The sequence below is a fragment of the Arthrobacter sp. TE12231 genome (genome assembly GCF_054062895.1).
The window spans coordinates 4,424,111-4,442,764 of the sequence record NZ_JBSSFS010000001.1; the positions used below are offsets into that span (position 1 = coordinate 4,424,111).

An 18,654-nucleotide genomic window follows, 5' to 3' on the forward strand; every position below is an offset into this window, starting at 1 on the left:
AAGACCAGGTGCTGAGCCGGATCAATGTCATGAAGCCGTGGCTAGGAACCGAGGAAGCCGAGGCCGTTGCCGAGGTGATCGCCTCCGGCTGGGTGGCGCAGGGCCCCCGGGTGACCAGGTTCGAGGACGCTTTTGCCGCAGCGCAACAGGCGCCGCACGCCGTCGCCGTCTCCAACTGCACCACCGCACTGCATCTGGCGTTGAAAGTTGCCGGCATCGGGCCCGACGACGACGTCGTGGTTCCCTCCCTTTCCTTCATTGCCACCGCCAATGCCGCCACGTACGTCGGGGCCCGGCCGGTGTTTGCCGACGTCGAAGCGGACACCGGGAACGTGTCCGCACGCAGCCTCGCGGCGGCCCTGACCCCGGCCACCCGGGCCGTGATCGTCGTGGACCAGGGCGGCATGCCTGTGGACCTCGACCCGATCCGCGAGCTCTGCGACCCACTGGGTATCACGGTGATCGAGGATTCCGCCTGCGGGGCAGGATCCACCTACCGGGGGCGTCCGGTCGGGGCGGGGGCCGAGCTCGCCGCCTGGTCCTTCCATCCCCGCAAAATCCTCACAACAGGCGAGGGCGGCATGTTGACCACCAAGAACCCGGAGTGGGCCGCCCGCGCGCGCCAGTTGCGGGAACATTCCATGAGCGTGTCGGCAAACGACCGGCATGCAGCGCTGCTCGCCCCGGCCGAAGAGTATCTGGAGATCGGCTTCAACTACCGAATGACGGATCTGCAGGCGGCCGTCGGGCTCGTGCAGCTGGGCCGGCTTCAGGAAGCCGTCGCCCGGCGCCGCGGAATTGTCGCCGGCTACCGGGCTGCCCTGGCCGATCTCGACGGCCTGCGGTTCAGCCAGGATCCCGCCTATGGCACCAGCAATTTCCAGTCGTTCTGGTTCGAGGTCCTGCCGGACTTCGGGCTGGGAAGGGAGGAGTTGCTCGCTCATCTCGCCCGCGACGGCATCTCGGCGCGGCGCGGCATCATGGCGGCGCACCGGCAGCCGGCCTACGCCGGACGGGACACCGGCACGGCCGATTTGTCCGTGACGGAACGGCTCACGGACAACACCGTCATTCTTCCCGTCTACCACCAGTTGACGCCGGACGAGCAGTTCCGGGTAATCCAATCCCTTCGGATGGCCGGCGGGCGGAACCATGGATGAGCTGCTCCTCATCGCCGCGAGCGGCCTGGCGCGTGAAGTGCTCGCCGCGGTCCGCGAGGGCGGACGATTCAATGTCATCGGGATCCTAGACGACGACGCCGGCAGGGCCGGAACCGTCGTGGACGGTGCCCGCATCCTTGGCCCGGCCAGCGACGCCCTCCGCTATCCGGAAGCCGGCATCGTGGTGTGCGTCGGCGCCGGCAGAGGACGCGCCCGGATTGTGGAGCGGCTGGCCGCCCTCGGCGTCCCGGACCGCAGATACGCCACGGTCCTCGATCCTTCTGTCCGGATCCCGGCTGGATGCACGATCGGCCGCGGCAGCGTCTTGCTGGGCCACGTCACCCTGACCGCCGGGGTGACGCTTGGTGAGCACGTGGTGGCGATGCCTGGCGTGACGTTCACTCACGACGACGTCGTGGAGGACTTCGCCACGTTCGCCGCCGGGGTTTCGCTCGGCGGCGGTGTCAGGGTCGGGCGCGGCGCCTACCTGGGCATGAACGCCAGCGTGCGGGAAGGCTCCTCGGTGGGTGCGGGCGCCACCGTCGGCATGGGCGCGGCCGTCCTGGCCGACGTGCCCGAGGACGAGACGTGGGTGGGCGTGCCGGCACGGGTCTTACGGGCCGGAATTCAGAGCGGAACGGCGGCCTAGCCCCATGGGAATCCGCACTACAGCCCCAGATCAAGTGATGCGTGCACCGCAAAACCTCCACCCGAACGCGCGCCACGGAGTGCTCGTGCTGCTGACCCTCTATCTGGCAGCCCTCGGTTGCATCGGTTTCTGGCCCACGCCGGTGGACCGGCCCCTCTCCGGCTTCCTGAACGACATTCTCTCGGCCTTGCAGGAGCACAGACTGACAGCTGGAATCGACTACCACGTTGTGGAGGGCACGGCCAACGTCCTTCTCTTCATCCCACTTGGCCTCTTCCTGGCCCTCTTGTTGCCGGTGCGTAAGTGGTGGTTGGCTGCTCTGGCCGGCCTCTTCACTTCCGCGGCGATTGAAGCTGTCCAGTTCCTGCTGCTCAGTCAGCGCCAGGCCAGCATCCGGGACGTCATCAACAACTCCCTCGGCGCGTTGCTGGGCGCCCTGATCATCAGGCTGGCGCGCACCCGGCCCCGGGCAGCGAAACCTCAGCCAACCCCCAGTCCAGGAACCCCCGACGGCAGGAACGACATGACAACGGTGGCCAACTCAGCAGACGTGGCCGAAACGGCCAGCATCGGTGAGGGCACCCGCATCTGGCATCTTGCCCAGATCCGCGAGGACGCGGTTCTGGGCAAGAACTGCAACATCGGCCGTGGCGCGTACGTCGGACCGGGAGTGGAGGTGGGGGATAACTGCAAGCTGCAAAACTATGCGCTGGTCTATGAGCCCGCCCGCCTGGCCGACGGCGTCTTCGTCGGCCCTGCAGCAGTGCTGACCAATGATCTGCACCCGAGGGCCATCACCCCCGACGGCACGCTCAAGGGCTCGGACGACTGGGTGGCCGTCGGGGTCAGCATCGGCAAAGGGGCCTCCATCGGCGCCCGTGCCGTGTGCATCGCCCCCGCCTGCATCGGCGAGTGGGCCACCGTGGCGGCAGGCGCCGTCGTGACCAAGGATGTACCAGCCTTCGCCGTGGTTGCCGGCGTGCCGGCACGCCAGATGGGCTGGGTGGGGGAGGCCGGGCAGCCGTTGAAGCAGGACGACGGCGGAAGCTGGCTCTGCCCGGTCACCGGGCGCCGGTACGTCGAATCCAACGGGCAGCTACGGCCCGAGAAGATCTCCTGAGGGAGCGAAGACTTATGGCTGACAAAGTGGTTTTAGGCGGCACCCCTGTGGATCTTGTGGATCCGGAGGCGGCCCTGGATGTCATTCTGGACAGGGCGGCCCGCCCCGGTGACCGTCCGCTTGCCGTGGCGTCCGTGAATCTGGACCACCTTCATCATTTCGGCACCGGGGGGCGCTGGGCGGGGACCCTGCACGCGGACCCCGCCAGCACCGCCGACTGGCTCTATCTACTTGACGGCGCACCCCTTGTTGCCCAGTCGCGGAGGCTCACCAGACGCCACTGGCCCCGCCTGGCCGGCAGCGATCTCGCGGCTCCCCTGTTGGCCCGCGCGGAAGACCGGGGCCTCCGCGTGGGGTTCCTTGGCGGGTCGGACGAGAGCCACCGGCTCCTGACGGCCAAAATCGCCCGGGAACATCCGCGGCTTAGAGTCGCGGGGATGTGGTCGCCGTGCCGGGAAGACCTCGCCTCGGCGGAAGAATCGAAACGGATCGCCGGCAGCATTGCCAGTTCCGGCGCGCAAATACTATTTGTCGGCCTGGGCAAACCCCGCCAGGAGCTCTGGATGGACCGGTACGCAGGGCTCACCGGCGCGGGCGTCCTCCTGGGCTTCGGTGCGGCGGTTGATTTCCTGGCCGGTCGGGTGAGTCGCGCGCCCCAATGGGTGAGCGACCACGGACTGGAATGGGGCTTCCGGCTGGCCTTGGAACCTCGGCGCTTGGCCGGACGCTATCTTGTCGACGGGCCTCCGGCGTACGTCAAACTCCGCACCCGGTCCCGCGCGGTTACGCCCACCCTTCCCGAACAACCGCCTACCGGCGTGCCGGCCTACAGAACTCCGGGCCACTTCACCGGGCCCGATGGATCGGCGGACGTTGCGGCCGTCATCGTTACGTACAACAGTTCCCGCGACATCAATGGCCTGCTGATGAGCCTGCGCACCGAAACGCGGGATCTGACCCTGCGAGTCCTGGTCGCAGACAACTCCTCCAGCGACGGCACGCTGGGGCTGGTCCGCCGCCGTCACCCGGACGCCATCGCGTTCCCGACCGGAGGCAACCTGGGATACTCCGGCGGCATTAATGCCGCCATGCGGCGGGCTGGGGACGCGGCCACCGTGCTGGTGCTCAACCCCGACCTGCGGGTGGAACAAGGCAGCGTCAAGACAATGCTGCACAGGCTACAGGCCTCAAAGGCAGGTGCCGTTGTGCCCCGGTTGGTTGATCCGAGCGGGGCGGTCAGCCCCACGCTGCGCCGCGAACCGAGCATTGCGCGGAGTCTCGGTGATGCGTTCCTGGGCCGGCGCGCGGCCAGCCGGCCGGCGTGGCTGGCAACGAGTGATTTCGACACCGAAAGCTACGCCCATCCACACACTGTTCATTGGGCAACGGGTGCCGCGCTGATGGTGCGGCGTGCGGTGGCAGATGCCCTGCCGTGGGACGAATCGTTCTTCCTCTACTCCGAGGAGGTCGATTTCTTCCGCCGCCTGCGGATGCTGGGTGAAACCGTCTGGTACGAACCTGCCGCGACCATGACCCATGTGGGTGGGGGGTCCGGCGCGTCACCGGAGTTGAACGCCTTGCTTGCCGTCAACTGCATCCGCTACATCCGCAAATACCATTCGACGGCCTACGCGGGGGCCTTCCGCGGCGCCGTGGTCCTGTCCGAAGCTCTTCGGTCCTGGAGGGCCGACCGCAAGGGCGTCCTGTGGACGGTGCTGAACGAACAGCTCTGGACCAGCCTGCCCGGGCCCACGAGCGAGGCGCATGTTGAAGACTTCCCGCACGGTTCCGTGATTATCCCGGCCCACAATGAGTCCCAAGTGATAGCGCGAACCCTGGCGCCTCTCGCTCCGTTGGCGGCAGCCGGAGTGGTGGACGTTTTCGTCGTCTGCAACGGCTGCGTCGACGACACGGCCGAGATCGCCCGCGGCTTCGACGGCGTGACGGTGCTGGAGATTGACCAGGCGTCCAAGTCCGCTGCGTTGAACGCTGGCGATGCCGCCGCCACCCGGTGGCCAAGGCTCTACCTGGATGCCGACATCCAAATCACCCCGGCAGCGGTTCGGGACGTGCTGGACGCCCTGGCTCCCGGTGGCCTTCTGGCGGCGCGCCCGGCTGTCCGGTTCGACCTGGAGGGTGCCCATCCGCTGATCCATGCCTACTACGGCACTCGCCTGCGGCTGCCGTCGGCACGAAGCGGGCTCTGGTCGGCCGGCGCCTATGGCATTTCTGAGCGCGGGCATGACCGGTTCGCGGAGTTTCCCGACGTGATCGCGGACGACCTCTTCGTGGACCGGCTTTTTTTGCCGTCCGAGAAAGCCGTGCTCGACGTGGAACCGGTGGTGGTGCGCCCGCCGCGCACCCCTGGTGCCCAGTTGGCGGTGCTGAACCGGGTCTACCGAGGCAACGCCCAGCAGAACAGCATGGAGGAACGTCACGGCACGGCACTGGGCACGCTGAAGGAGGTGGCACAGTCCATCCGCGGCCCCCTCTCCGCCGTCAACGCGGCGGTGTATATCGGGTTCGCGGTCGCCGGCCGTCGAGGCGCAGTGCCGGCGGGCGGGTGGGAACGCGACGAAAGTAGCCGCTTGCCTGCCGCGGACCGTCACGATTCCCATGACGATTCCGCTTCCGGCCGGCCTATCACGCGTGTTCCGGTCACGGGTATTCCGGCTAGTGGAGTCCCGGTCCGGGGAGCCGGCCCGCTCCATTCCAGTCCTCCGTCGTCAGCTTCCGTGGGATAGCTTCTGCCGCCGGGTGCGGATTAGGCGGCGACGCCGGCCGGTGCGCCAGGATCTCGGCGAGTTCGGCAAGCCGGTGCGCGCGGGCGGATTCGGCCGGCGTGAACGGCTCGCCGGGGCGGAAGAACGTAATGGGCCCGTGCCACGCCGTCGGAATTTTCAGGACCGTACCGTTCGCGGGGGTCGCCTCGGCGCTGCCGGAGGCCTGTCCCGTGATGATCCGGGCCCGCAGCAGTTCCGCGACCGCCAGCGGGAGCTCCTCCGGGCTGGCCGCGATCCGGGCGGCCAGGCTCAGCGCCCCGGTTTGGCCGTCGGCCATGGCAAGGGCCGTGGTCGGCCAGACATGAGGGTCCGCCCCGCCGCCCGCCCGCAGCGCTCGGAGCAGATCGGCCTCGCGGACTTCACCCGGTGCGGAGAGCACGAACTCGTCCAGCACGCCGCCGGCCACGGGGTGAACGTGGATACTGAGAATGTTGGTGTCCAGCCCGGCCAAGGCCTGAGTGAGCTTCTGCAGCGACCCGGGCTTGTCCTTCAAGACGGTCCGCGCCCGCCACAGGGCAGGCGCCGCGACGAGCCGTTTGCGGTGGCGCAGTGCCGGGGCGTGCAGCCAGCCCCGGAGCATCCGGGCCGCCGAGGGTTCCGCCACCCAGATCACAAGGATGGTCGCGGTCATCGTCAGAACCAGGACCTTGGCAACATAGGGCAGGTGCGTTCCCACCACCGCCGCATGCACCAGCAACTCGATCGGAAGCATCACGGCGATATTCGCCAGGGTCAGCCGGGTCTTGGTCGGTTCCGGCATCTGGCCGCACACTTCGCAGCTCAACTCGGAAGAGGCAGGGTGCCGGGTCGTGCCGGGGGACTTGCCTGAGGTCTTACCTGGGGTTTTGCCAATGGCATCGCGCGTCATGCTCCCATGATTCCGGCCCGCTGTTTCGGCCGGATTGCCGCCGGGTGACGGTTTCGGACCGCCGCTGCCGACCTACCCGCGGCAGGCCTGCGGCAGGACGCGTCTAGCGGCTGGCCACGTGGCGGGGACTGTCCTCGTCCACGGTCCCCGCGAGGTTGCCATCCCCGTCGCTATCCCTGCCGCCCTCCACGTTACGGTCGCTGCCGCCGTCGGGTTCCGGGCCTGCCAACCGGGCCAGCAGGTCGCGGATTTCGGCCAGCAGCGCGGTGTCGGCCGGGATCGGCTCTTCCTCGGGCTCCGCTGCGCTCAGCCGGTACTTGACCATCCTGTTGATCCGGTTCATGGGGGCCACGAAGATGAAGTACACCACCGCGGCGGTGATGAGGAAGGTCAGGAAGGCGGTGACCACAGCGCCGATGTTGACGAAAGTCTTGTCGTTGCCGGGCCAGATGTGGAAGCCCAGGCCCTGGGTCTCGACTCCGCCGGCCGCCGCGATGATCGGGTTCACGATGTTGGCGGTGAAGGCGCCGACCAGGGCTGTGAAGGCGGTGCCGACGACGACGGCGATGGACAGCTCGATCACGTTGCCGCGCAGGATGAAATCCTTGAATCCTTTGAGCATGGGAACCTCCGGTGTGCGTTGCTGGATGTCTCTGCCGTGAGTCGCTTGTCTGATTCACAGGTGCTTGATTCAGTTGCCTGATTCAACCGATAGACGCTACCACTTCGCCCGGTGCCCGTCAGATTCCGATCAACGGGTCACTATGCGGCGGCGGCGACGTTCCGGCGTAAAATCCACGGTGGATGCCAGTGCCGCCGTCGTAATATACAGACCGCAACGAAAGGCGCCCCAAGCTATGGAGGCCGGCACCGTGAAGCTGTTCGCCGAGATGTTTACCATCGCTCCTGCCAACAAGGACCACCAGGTTGCCCTCCGCTGCGCCGTGGGCGTCTTTGTCCCGCTGATAACCCTGGTGCTGCTGGGCCGGCTGGATCTGGCAATCTTCGCCTCCTTCGGTGCCTTCACCGGGATCTACGGCCGGAATGAACCGCACCCCCGGCGGCTGACGCTCCAAGTGCGGGCCGGAGGACTCATGCTCCTGGTGATGTTGCTGGCCGCCCTCACCGCCCGTGTGGACGGGCTCCTCGGGCTTTCGGGCGAAGGCACCACCTGGCTCCTGGTTGCGGCCACCACCGTGGTGGCGGGCGGTTGCTCCCTGGTCGTCGCCATGTGGCGCCTGCGTCCCTCGGGTTCGCTGTTCCACATCTTCGCGTTCGCGGCCATCGCGTCGATCCCCAACCAGCCCCCGCTGTGGCAGTGCATGCTGGTGGCCGTGCTCACGGTCGCGTTCTCCCTGCTGATCGGCCAGTCCTCACGCCTGGCCCGGAGCCGCCGGACCCCGTGGGTCAGGGCCAAGCCCGTGAGCCTGACGCCGGCTGAGAAGCGCGCCGCGTGGCAGGAGAGTGCGGGTTATCTCGTGGCGGCGGGCCTGGCCGGAACGCTGGGGACCCTCGCCGGCGAATGGCTCGGGGTCGGCCACAATTACTGGGCGATGGTGGCCGCCGTCGTGCCACTCGTGGGGCACACCACCAGGCACCGGGTGAGCCGCGGCCTCCAGCGTATCGCCGGCACGGTCGTGGGACTGGTACTGCTCGCCGGGATCCTGCTGCTGCAGCCGACGCCGTGGCAGACGGTGCTGGTCATTGCCGCGTGCCAGTTCGGCGCTGAGATGTTCATCGCGCGTCAGTACATGCTGGCGCAGGTCTTTGTCACGCCGCTGGCCCTGATTTCGACGCTTCTCGTGGCACCTGTACCGCCCGGCATCCTGCTCCGCGACAGAATCGTGGAGACCGTGATCGGTGCCGCCGTCGGCATCGCCGTCGTGCTGGCGCCAGGGGCGTGGCGCCGCCTGAGGGGCCGTCGCGGGATGGCTGCGCCAAGGCGCCTCACCTAGGATTGCCCGACGCTGGCACCAGTGCGGGACGTTGCGGCGATGGTCTGCGGCACGAAAGCCAGGGCGAGAACCGCCAGGACCGCGGCGGCGGCGAAAACGTAGAAGCCCCACGGGTAGGCGATGCCGGCGGCGACCAGCGCGCCGGTGACGGCCGGACCCAAAATGGCACCCAGCCGCCCCACGCCCGCGGCGAAGCCCAAGGCGGTGCCACGCAGTCGAGCAGGGAAGAGTTGGCTGACCCAGGCGTAGACCAGGACCTGGGAGCTGAAGACGAACACGCCGGTGACAAAGACAGCGGCGTAGAGCACCACTTCGTTCTGGATCTGGATGCTGAGACCGGCGAGGAACACGGCGGAAAGGCCAAACCAGAGCAGAACGATCCTCTTGGTGCCGTGCCGGTCGGCCAGGACTCCGGCAATCAGGAGGCCCACCACGGCTCCGACATTGAGGACCAGGAGCAACGCGAGGCCGGCGTTCAGGCTATAGCCGGCGGAGGCCATGAGCTGCGGGAGCCAGGTGTTCAGACCGTAGACCAGCAGCAGGCCCATGAACGAGGCCACGGCCACGCCGGCGGCGATCAGCGGGTAGGGTTTGCGGCCCAGGTCCCGGAAACGGGCACGCTCGTCCTCCGGCGCTGTTTGCGGCGCAGCCTTCGCGCGGACCGGGGCGTTGGCCGGGGTAGTGGTGGCCGGTGACGTGGCGGCTACGGGGACGTGGTGCACCGGCGGGAGGGTTTCCGGAAGCTTGAACCACAGGAAAGGGACCAAGGCAAGGCCGGCTAGGCCGCCCACAACGAACATTGTCCGCCAGCTTGGAATCACCATGATGGCCAGGAACGCGGTGGCAATGGCGCCGGCGTGGTATCCGGTCATGGTCCGGGTGGTGGACTTTCCAGCCGTTCCGGCGGGCGCGTAGTCGTTCATGTAGGCAAGCGCTGCTGGCAGGCAGGCGCCAAGGCCGAGGCCGGCAAGCAGCCGGAACGTGCTGAACCATGCCACGTTCGGTGCGAAGACGACGGCGATCGTAAAGATGGAGAACCACGTCACGCAGGCCACCAGCAGGTTCCGCCGGCCGAAGCGGTCCGATAGCGGGGAAATGAAGAGCGCGCCGAGCCCCACACCCACCAGGGAGATGGTCGCAGCGAACGTCGCCCCGATTGCGTCGAAGCCAAGTTCATGCGACTTGATGAGTGTCGGGATGACCGTGCCGAGGACCACCAGGTCAAAGCCGTCCAGCACCATGGCCAGCCAGCAGAGCCACACGGGCCACCTTGATTTGTTGCCCAATGACGACATTGACATTGCTACCTCAGCGCTATTCTTGACGTGGTTCCTTGCGCCCGGCCAGCGTTGGCCGGACTTTCCTATCGTGAGAGTTCTATCACTCGTCGGTGTTGTATGGGACACTTCATACCATTGAACGGAAGGAGTATCGTGGCCAATTCGACCTCCGGCGACTCGGTGGTGGACCGGATCCTGCGGCTCATTGCCGCCTTCCCGGAGGGTGTCACGGCACTGCAGCTTTCCGACCTTGCCGCCAGGGCAGAGCTTCCCCTGACCACTGCGCACAGGCTGGTCCGGCAACTCGCCGGACATGGACTCCTTGATGTCGGCCCTGGCGGCTCGGTCAGCCTCGGACTGCGGCTTTGGGAGCTCGTCAACCGCAATTCCCCCACGCTTGAGCTCCGCCAGGCTGCGCTGCCCTTCATGGAGGACATCCAGCAGGTGCTGAACCAAAACGTGAACCTCGCCGTGCTGGATGGCTGGGAAGCGCTCTTCGTGGAACGGCTGTCCCGCCGGGGTTCTGTTGCCAACCGTGCCCAGGTGGCCGGCCGGATGCCCGTGCACGTGTCCTCCGCCGGGCTGGTGCTCATGGCCAACCAGACCCACGCCGTCCAGATGGACTACCTGGACGGGTTTAGCGATCCGACCGGCAAGCTGGTCAGGGAGGATCTGCGCGCCCTTCTGGGGGAAGCTGCCCATCAGGGATACGCGCAGCTGGCCGGCGTCGTGGACCCGGACACCTGGGGGATCGCCGTCCCCGTGCTGGACCGCAGGAAGCGTGCAGTGGCGGCCCTCGGCGTCGTCGTCCCCCTCCGCGAAGTGCGCCTGCAGGCGCTTGTTCCCGCTCTCCAGACCGCGGCCCGCGGGATCGGGAGGAGGCTTGGAGAGCCACGCGAGACCATCGAATTCCATTCAACGGAATCAATGTAACGCGTATCACGCATCGGGGTCCACACTGGTAGCCAGACGACCAAACCGGCCCAGTTCCCGACCCCCGGGACCCCGCAACGAAGCGAGAAGCACATGGCACAGCGAAAAGTCATCACCACCCAGGTAGCGATCATGGGGGCCGGCCCGGCCGGGCTCATGCTCTCCCACCTCCTGGCCAAGGCCGGCATCGAATCCACCGTCCTCGAGATCCGCAGCCACCAGGAGATCTCCGAGACGGTCCGTGCCGGGATCCTGGAGCACGGCTCGGTGAACATGCTCGTTGACAGCGGCGTCTCGGACCGCGTGCTGCGCGACGGCGACCGCCATGACGGAATTGAACTTCGTTTCAACGGCGAAAGCCACCGCATCGATTTCCAGGACCTCGTCGGGGAGTCGGTCTGGCTCTACCCGCAGACGGATGTGTTCCTGGACCTCGCCGCACGCCGGAAGGCCGACGGCGGGGACGTCCGGTACAGCGTCACGGACACCACTATCCACGACATCGAGGCCAAGCCCAAGGTCTGGTTCACGGATGCGGACGGTGTGGAATACGAACTCCAGGCCGATTTCATCGCCGGTGCGGACGGTTCGCGCAGCCATTGCCGCTTCCAGATCCCCGAGGCACAGCGCAAGTGGTACTTCCACGAATACCCCTTCGCCTGGTTCGGCATCCTGGCAGAGGCGCCGCGCAGCTCGGACGAGCTGATCTATGCCAACTCCGAGAACGGCTTCGCTCTGATCAGTCAGCGCACCGAGACGGTCCAGCGGATGTACTTCCAGTGCGACCCCAACGAGGACGTCAACAACTGGAACGAGGACCGCATCTGGGACGCCTTCCGCAGCCGCGTTAACGGCAACGGCTTCGAAGTCAAGGAAGGGCCCGTGATCGACAAAACGGTCCTGAAATTCCGCAGCTTTGTCCATGCCCCCATGCGCCACGGCAACCTGTTCCTTGCCGGCGACGCCGCGCACACCGTCCCACCCACCGGGGCCAAAGGCTTGAACCTGGCGCTGAACGACGTAAGGGTCCTCTTCGAGGGATTCGACAGCTTCTATTCCACCGGCTCCACTGTGCTCCTGGATGCCTACAGTGACCGTGCCCTGGACCGGGTGTGGAAGGCCCAGCAGTTCTCCTACTGGATGACCTCCATGCTTCACACCCCGGCCGACGCCGACGACTTCGCCCGCGCCCGCCAGCTCGGCGAGCTCCACTCGGTGGTGTCGTCCCGCCACGGCCGCGCCTACCTCGCGGAGGCCTACACCGGCTGGCCCGGCGCCCGCTAGGACGTCCGCCAGAGCCCCGGATCGGGCTCATATTTCCGTCGACAGGCCCCGGCGCCAGGACTAGCCTTTAACCGTCCCAGCATGACCCCACAAGGATGACGGAGAGGTGTCCGATCATGGGAACCGCAGAGAATGTTGAACTGGTCCGGCGCGGGTACGAGGCCTTCAACTCAGCAGATATGGCGACCCTCAGCGACATGTTCGCGGAGGACGCGGTCTGGCACGTTGCCGGAAGCGGCGTGCTATCGGGGACGAAACAGGGGCGAGACGCTATCCTGGCCTACTTCGGTGAACTCGGAGCACGCACCCAAGGTCACTTCCAAGCCAACGTCCAGGACATCGTCGGCGGCGAGAAACACACTGTCGCAATCCAGCAAACTCACGGGGAAGCCAACGGCAAAACCCTGGACATGCCCACCGTGATCACGTTCGTGGTTCGCGACGGACAGATCGCGGAGGGGCGGGAATTCTTCGAGGACACGGCCAAAGCCGACGATTTCTGGACCTGATTTAGTCCTGTTCGAGAGTTCCGGTCAGGTGATGCGTGGGAATCCGGTCCCGGTCATAGGTGATCTCCGTGTATCCGTGCGGCTCCGGCCTCCCGGACGGGCTCAGGTTCACGAAGACGATTTCCTCGATTGTGAGGATGCTCTGCCGGGTGATCATGTTCCTGACTTCGGCGCGCATGGTCAGCGATGTCCGGCCGAAGCGGGTCGCGGTCAGGCCCATTTCGATCAGGTCGCCCTGGACGGCCGAGCTGACGAAGTTGATTTCTGAGATGTACTTCGTGACGGCCCGGCCGTTGCCCAACTGCAGGATGGCGTAGATGGCGGCCTCTTCGTCGATCCACTTCAGCAGGCTGCCGCCAAACAGGGTGCCGTTGGCGTTGAGGTCCTCGGGACGGACCCATTTGCGGGTGCGGAAAGTGATGTCGGCCGATTCCATAGTGCGAGATTAGCCCACTCCATTCCGGGCGGCGTTGTATGACGCCTCACGCCATGGCGGTGTGCGCGGCGCTGTGCGAATCGATCGGCTTCGCGTAACAGTAGGAGTGTTGGACCCCGATGTACGGTCCAAAGTTCGGCACGGGCACAAAGCCCGAGTTCTCGTAGAACTGCCGCCCGTCGGTCTGTACCGAGCCGGCCTCCGCGGTCAGTGTGGTGATGCCCAGCGCGTGGGCGTGGGCTTCGAGGGCCGCGAGGATGGAGCTCGCCACCCCGGAGCCGCGGGTGTAGGGCAGAACGTAGAGGCGCTTGATTTCGGCAGTGCGCGCGTCCAGCATGCGCAGGCCGCCGCAGCCGACCGGCTGGCCCGAGGCTTTGTCATGCGCCACCAGGAATACCGCGGTGTCCACTTCCGACGGCGGCGGCCCGGGTTCGTGGTCGGGCCGGCCGAAGCGGGCGTCGAGTTCTGCCTGCTGGGCGGCCCTCAGGTCCGCACCAACGGGGTTCGCCCAAGTGACCTGACGGATGTTGAGCCGCGGGTTGGTCTGCATCACTGCCTCGATTCGCCGAAGGGTTATGCAGTCCAAGGCTAGGCACCAGCGGTTTCCGCCGTGTTTCCTTCCGGTAAGCGTCGGGAGAACTGTGGATTGTGGTGCAGATAGTGCTTCGGGCTCTACGTCCTGGTAGATCCGGGGCAGCACAGCCTAGCGTCGCACCAGTGTCCGCAGGAGCTTCAGTGCCACGGAGATTGAGGCGATATCCACCTGCCCCGGTTTGGTCACTTCCGCGAGAGTGTCCTTGATCCGCGCCAGCTGCTCCTGATGCCCGCGTTCCCAGGCCACGATGCGCTCCACAGCGTCGGACGTGCCGGCCTCTGCGCCACTGTGGTCTTGGGTGGTCTGCATCACCGAGACCGTCATGTCCGCTACGGCGGAATACACATCATCGCGCAGGGCGGCCCGGGCAAGGGCCTCCCACCGGCTCTGCCGCGGCAGGTCGGTGATGCTGAGCAGCAGGTTGGCGGCCCCGATCCGCTGGAACACCGCATAGTACAGGTCTGCGATGGTGGTGATCGGTTCGCGCACCTGTTCGGAGATCAGGGAGATGTCCAGCAGCCCGAAACTCTCCAAGAGGTCCGAGGCGCGCAGGCCCAGCTCGCGCGGCATCCCCACGGCGTCCCAGTGCGCGAGCCTTCCTTGTGCACGGTCGAGGTCGGAGCCGCGGAGATAGTCCAGGGTTCGGGTCCGCAGCAGTTCCAGGGTTGGCATGATCCTGTCCAAGGCCGCGCCCACGGGCTGGTCCCGATGGTCGTGCGTCACGTACCACCGAGTGGCCCGGTCGAGGACCCGGCGCATATGCAGGGTCGCCTCGGCGACGTGTTCGTTGGGATATCCGGCGGGGAGCGCGGCCAGCCGGTTAACGATCCACGGCAGGTCATAGGCCTCGCGCGCCACCACAAAAGCCCTGGCGACAGCGGCGGCCGTGGCAGTCGTTTCCTCGATGGCGCGGAACGCGAACGTGATTCCGCCGAGGTTGATCATGTCGTTGGCCACGACAGTGCACACGATCTGGCGGCGCAGCGGGTGGCCCGGCAGCTCTGCTTCGAAGCGTCCGGAGAGCTGGCGCGGAAAATAGCCGCGGAGGACGCGCAGGAACCACGGGTCGTCGGCAAGATCGCTGGCGTTGAGCTCCGCCGCCAGTTCGATCTTGGCGTAGGCTGCCAGCACCGACAGCTCCGGCGGGGTCAGGCCCTCACCTGACCGCAGCCGGTCCTGAAGCTGTTCGTTGCTGGGCAGGCCCTCCAGCCTGCGGTCGAGGTCAGTGGCGTTCTCGAGCCAGTCCATGGTCCGTTCGAAGCCCGGGCTCCACTCCCGCACCAGGTGCCGGTCGTTGAGGAGCAGGACATTCTGATTCGTGTTGTTGGCCAGAACAAGACGAGCCACTTCGTCCGTCAGGGAATGCAGGAAGCCGGCACGTTCCGCCGTCGGCATCCTTCCCGCCGCGATCATCCGGTCCACGAAGATCTTGATGTTCACCTCATGATCCGAGCAGTCCACGCCGGCTGAGTTGTCGATCGCATCGGTATTGAGCAGGACGCCGGATAGGGCGGCCTCAATCCGTCCGAGCTGCGTGATTCCCAGATTCCCGCCCTCGGCGATGACCTTCGCCCGCACCTCATTGCCGTTGACCCTGATGGGGTCGTTCGCCTTGTCGCCAACCCCGGCATTGTCCTCCGAGGAGGCCTTGATGTACGTTCCGATGCCGCCGTTGTACAGCAGGTCCACGGGCGCACGGAGGATGGCCTGAAGCACCGTGTGGGGCGGCAGCGACTTGATGCCCGGCTCCAGGCCGAGCGAGCTCCTGACCTGTTCCGTGATGCTGATGGCCTTGGCCCGGCGGGAGTGAACGCCGCCGCCCTCGCTGATCAGTGAGGGATCGTAGTCCGCCCAGGATGAGCGGGGGAGGGCAAAGAGCCGCTGCCGTTCCTCCCACGAGGCCTCCGCCTCCGGCGCCGGGTCAAGGAAGATGTGCCTGTGATCGAAGGCCGCCACCAGCCGCATGTGGCGGGAGAGCAGCATTCCGTTCCCAAAGACGTCGCCGCTCATGTCGCCGATGCCGGCGACAGTGAAGTCCTCTTCCTGACAGTCCACCCCCAGTTCGCGGAAATGGTGTTTCACCGATTCCCACGCCCCGCGGGCCGTGATGCCCATCTGTTTATGGTCATACCCCACGGATCCGCCGGACGCGAAGGCATCGCCCAGCCAGAAACCGTACTCCTCGGCCACCGCGTTCGCGGCGTCGGAAAATGACGCGGTTCCCTTGTCCGCCGCCACGACGAGGTAATAGTCGTCGACGTCGTGCCGCACCACCCGCGCGGGAGGCGCCACTGTCTCGCCTTGCGCGGTGGTGACGAGGTTATCGGTGAGGTCCAGGAGCCCGCGGACGAAGATCCGGTAGCACTCCAGTCCCTCCGTCAGCCAGGCCTCGCGGTCCGCGGCAGGGTCCGGCAACTGTTTGGGATAAAAACCGCCCTTGGCCCCCGTGGGCACGATCACGGAATTCTTCACGTTCTGCGCCTTGACCAGGCCAAGGACCTCGGTGCGGAAATCCTCGCTGCGGTCGGACCAGCGCAGGCCACCCCGCGCCAGGGCCCCGAAGCGCAGGTGGACCCCCTCCACGCGGGGCGAGCACACCCAGATTTCGTATTTGGGCCGCGGAAGCGGCGCACTCGCGACGGCGGCGGGATTGAGCTTGAAACTCAAGTGAGGCTTCCCCTGGAAGTAGTTGGTGCGGAGCGTGGATTCCACCAGGTTCATGAAGGTGCGCAGCAGCCGGTCGGCGTCGAGGACCGGAATGTCGTCGATCGCAGCCAACAGATCCTTCCGGGCCGCGGCGGTCTCCCCGACCCGATCCGGGGCCTCCAGATCGGGGTCAAACTTGGCCCGGAACAGTGCCAGGAGACCGTGAGTTGCCCGGACATTGGCTAGCAAGGTGTCGGCCATGAATCCGTAGGAGTTCGTGGTGCCCAATTGCTGCAGGTACTTGGCATAGCTGCGCAGGATTTCCACCTGGCGCCAGTGGATGCCCTCCCGGAGGACGAGGCCGTCAAAACGGTCCGATTCCGAGTCCCCGCGCATGGCAGCTCCGAAGGCATCCCCCAGCAGCCCGCTGGTCCGGGCAGGATCCACACCGGCCGGATACCGGACGCCAAGATCATAGAGGAACAAAGGCCGGTCGTTCCCGCGCACCACATCGAAGGGACGCTGGTTCAGGACCTCCAGTCCGAGGTTGTGGAAGAACGGCAGGATCCTCGTCAGGCTATGGGCGGAGGTCAGGTAGAGACGGATCCGCGCGTCTTCGGCCAGCGTCGGGGACGCGCTGGCGCGGACATAAACGGCCAGCTGTGGATCGTTCAGCGGCCGTCCGCCTGTGCCGTCGAGATCGAACTGCTCAAACCGCCTGATGTCTTCAACGGCGTCCTCGACGTCGAAATCAGCCCGGTAGCTGGCCGGGAAGGCCGCGGACCATAGTGCCGACAACCGGCGGCTCTCCGCGGTGGACAATCTGTCCCGGAGCGCTTCGTCCAGGCCCTCGGCCCAGGTCCGCGTTGTGCTGACAATGCTCCGCTCCAGTGCAGCGGGATCGACGTCGGGCATCGCGCCGGGAGGCAGCAGGATCCGGAAGAAGACGCGGGCCATGGGGGATTCACTCAGCCGGACTTCAAATTCGAGCGAGGAGGACTGGAAGGCCTGTTTGAGCTCGTGTTCGATGCGGAGGCGGACGGCGGTGCTGTACCTGTGGCGGGGGAGGAAGACCAGTGCGGTCATGAAGCGGCCGTAGCTGTCAGCGTGCAGGAACACCCGTGTCTGGTGGTGGGCTTGCAGGCGCAGGATCTCACGGGCCAGCCCGGAAAGTTCCGCCAGGTCCCGGTGGAACAGCTCGTCCAGCGGGAAGCACTCGAGGACGGTGAGAAGCTGCTTGCCCTGGTGGGATGATTCGGTGAAGCCGAAGTTTTCCTGGATGGCGCGAACCTTGTCCCGGATGACCGGGATGCGCCGCACGGACCGGCCCGTGGCGCCCGGAGCGAAGAGGCCCACAAACCGCACTTCTCCCGTGGCCGTCCCCGCGCTGCCGAAAGTCCGGACGAGGATTTCATCCAGGTAAGCGGGGCGGGGGACGGACGATCTCAGATCCGAGATGGAGAGCGTGAGAACCTGCGCATGGGGGAGCCCCGTGACGGGCTGGCGGGCCTCCGGCCGTCCGTCCCTGAGCAGGCCCAGCCCCGTGCCGGCCCGCACCGTCACGACATCCGGGCCCTCCGCCGTCGAGTATTCATATTCGCTGTAACCCAAGAACGTGAAGTTGCCCCGGTCCAGCCAGCCCAGCAGCTCCACGAGCTGCTCCGGGGTCGGAGCCGTGGCCGCCGGCAGCCGCTCCAAGGAGCCGACGGTGCGCGCGAGACTGGCGTGGATGGCGGGGGTGTCATCAGCGACCAATTGGACGTCCGCCAGGACGCGCCGCACGTTATCCGTAAGCTCCGCGATGGCCCGCGGCCCCGGCAGGCGGCCTATCTCTGCCGCCACCCAGATTTCGGACGACCAACCCGGCGGGATCTGGGCGGCCTCGGGGGCGCCCGGAATGCCCGGGATTCGGCCCGTCGGTGCGGACTGCGGCAACCCGTGCCGTACTTCCAACAACCGGCCGGTACGGGGATCGCGCCGCACCAGAAAATTGGGATGCACCAGCAACCGGATGGACTCGTTTTGGCGCGTCAGTTCCGCGGTGAGCGAATGGATCAGGTGCGGTATGGCGTCGGCAACCACCAGCAGTACGCTGGCATCGCTTTCGTTCAAGACGTCTACGATGGCCGTGCCTGCCCGGTGGCTGCCCGCAAGTTCCGCATGGCGCCTGGCCCGCTTCGCCAGGTTTTCGGGACTGTAGCCCTGGAGGTCCTCCGGCGCTACGTGCTCGTAGTACTCCGCGAGGAACTGTTCATCGAGGCCGTCGAGGATGCTTGCGCGCGCATGCCCCGGATGTGCAGATTTGGGTGACATAAGCCTGCGCCTCCACTGCGCGGGATCAACCGCATGCCGCCGGCCATTCCATCCCCGCGCCTGCTTTCATCATGGCCGCGTTGAGGGGTGCAGTCCAGCCCCTGTGGGCAGGGTGCGCGCCGC

The 18,654-nt window shown here is 66.7% G+C and carries 14 protein-coding genes and 1 pseudogene; 9 read left to right on the forward strand and 6 right to left on the reverse strand.

The features are described from left to right. The first annotated feature begins 29 nt into the window (after positions 1-29). The 5 genes and pseudogenes from ACVWYS_RS19830 to ACVWYS_RS19850 all read left to right on the forward strand — a co-directional run bounded on the left by ACVWYS_RS19830 (position 30) and on the right by ACVWYS_RS19850 (position 5,673). Entirely contained in the window at positions 30-1,160 is a 1,131-nt protein-coding gene (locus ACVWYS_RS19830; RefSeq protein WP_456509103.1) for a DegT/DnrJ/EryC1/StrS family aminotransferase, read from the forward strand. Next, positions 1,153-1,809 carry a NeuD/PglB/VioB family sugar acetyltransferase gene (locus tag ACVWYS_RS19835; protein WP_456507939.1) on the forward strand — a complete coding sequence of 219 codons (657 nt, stop codon included), beginning with the start codon at positions 1,153-1,155 and terminating at the stop codon, positions 1,807-1,809. Before ACVWYS_RS19830 ends, ACVWYS_RS19835 begins: the two co-directional genes overlap by 8 nt. Positions 1,810-1,846: 37 nt before the next feature. Next, positions 1,847-2,251: pseudogene (locus ACVWYS_RS19840) on the forward strand (VanZ family protein); the annotation flags it as partial. Positions 2,252-2,332: 81 nt separating this feature from the next. Beyond that, positions 2,333-2,929 carry an acyltransferase gene (locus ACVWYS_RS19845; RefSeq protein ID WP_344365292.1) on the forward strand — a complete coding sequence of 199 codons (597 nt, stop codon included), beginning with the start codon at positions 2,333-2,335 and terminating at the stop codon, positions 2,927-2,929. Between the two features lie 14 nt (positions 2,930-2,943). Then, complete coding sequence (locus ACVWYS_RS19850) at positions 2,944-5,673, forward strand: WecB/TagA/CpsF family glycosyltransferase (protein ID WP_456507940.1); 2,730 nt, start codon at positions 2,944-2,946, stop codon at positions 5,671-5,673. On the opposite strand, the gene ACVWYS_RS19855 is transcribed toward ACVWYS_RS19850, so the two are convergent. Next, positions 5,603-6,472 carry an amino acid-binding protein gene (locus ACVWYS_RS19855; RefSeq protein ID WP_456509104.1) on the reverse strand — a complete coding sequence of 290 codons (870 nt, stop codon included), beginning with the start codon at positions 6,470-6,472 and terminating at the stop codon, positions 5,603-5,605. The two genes, ACVWYS_RS19850 and ACVWYS_RS19855, sit on opposite strands and share 71 nt — an antisense overlap. Before the next feature lie 211 nt (positions 6,473-6,683). Continuing rightward, on the reverse strand, positions 6,684-7,202 hold the full coding sequence (gene mscL, locus ACVWYS_RS19860) for a large conductance mechanosensitive channel protein MscL (protein WP_456507941.1): 519 nt from the start codon (positions 7,200-7,202) through the stop codon (positions 6,684-6,686). Positions 7,203-7,452: 250 nt separating this feature from the next. On the opposite strand from mscL, the gene ACVWYS_RS19865 reads away from it, so the two are divergent. Then, positions 7,453-8,535: an FUSC family protein gene (locus ACVWYS_RS19865; RefSeq protein WP_456510308.1), complete on the forward strand. Its 1,083-nt coding sequence runs from the start codon at positions 7,453-7,455 to the stop codon at positions 8,533-8,535. Here the strand turns inward: ACVWYS_RS19865 and ACVWYS_RS19870 are convergent. Beyond that, a complete protein-coding gene (locus ACVWYS_RS19870; RefSeq protein WP_456507942.1) occupies positions 8,532-9,836 on the reverse strand; it encodes an MFS transporter in 1,305 nt (434 codons plus the stop codon). The two genes, ACVWYS_RS19865 and ACVWYS_RS19870, sit on opposite strands and share 4 nt — an antisense overlap. 132 nt (positions 9,837-9,968) lie before the next feature. On the opposite strand from ACVWYS_RS19870, the gene ACVWYS_RS19875 reads away from it, so the two are divergent. The 3 genes from ACVWYS_RS19875 (at position 9,969) to ACVWYS_RS19885 (ending at position 12,541) form a co-directional block, all read left to right on the forward strand. Next, positions 9,969-10,748: an IclR family transcriptional regulator gene (locus tag ACVWYS_RS19875; protein WP_116766729.1), complete on the forward strand. Its 780-nt coding sequence runs from the start codon at positions 9,969-9,971 to the stop codon at positions 10,746-10,748. Between the two features lie 93 nt (positions 10,749-10,841). Further along, positions 10,842-12,032 carry a 4-hydroxybenzoate 3-monooxygenase gene (locus tag ACVWYS_RS19880; RefSeq protein ID WP_116766728.1) on the forward strand — a complete coding sequence of 397 codons (1,191 nt, stop codon included), beginning with the start codon at positions 10,842-10,844 and terminating at the stop codon, positions 12,030-12,032. A gap of 116 nt (positions 12,033-12,148) precedes the next feature. Next, a complete protein-coding gene (locus tag ACVWYS_RS19885) occupies positions 12,149-12,541 on the forward strand; it encodes a nuclear transport factor 2 family protein (RefSeq protein ID WP_116766727.1) in 393 nt (130 codons plus the stop codon). A 1-nt stretch (position 12,542) separates the two neighbouring features. Here the strand turns inward: ACVWYS_RS19885 and ACVWYS_RS19890 are convergent, their stop codons facing one another. The 3 genes from ACVWYS_RS19890 to ACVWYS_RS19900 form a co-directional block, all read right to left on the reverse strand. After that, positions 12,543-12,977, reverse strand: a complete 435-nt coding sequence (locus ACVWYS_RS19890; protein ID WP_116766726.1) for an acyl-CoA thioesterase — start codon at positions 12,975-12,977, stop codon at positions 12,543-12,545. Positions 12,978-13,023: 46 nt separating this feature from the next. Then, positions 13,024-13,527, reverse strand: coding sequence for a GNAT family N-acetyltransferase (locus ACVWYS_RS19895; RefSeq protein WP_091248278.1), 504 nt, complete (start codon positions 13,525-13,527; stop codon positions 13,024-13,026). A gap of 153 nt (positions 13,528-13,680) precedes the next feature. Then, the gene (locus ACVWYS_RS19900; protein WP_456507943.1) at positions 13,681-18,531 is read right to left on the reverse strand and encodes an NAD-glutamate dehydrogenase; all 4,851 of its coding nucleotides are present in this window, start codon (positions 18,529-18,531) and stop codon (positions 13,681-13,683) included. Between the last annotated feature and the right edge of the window lie 123 nt (positions 18,532-18,654).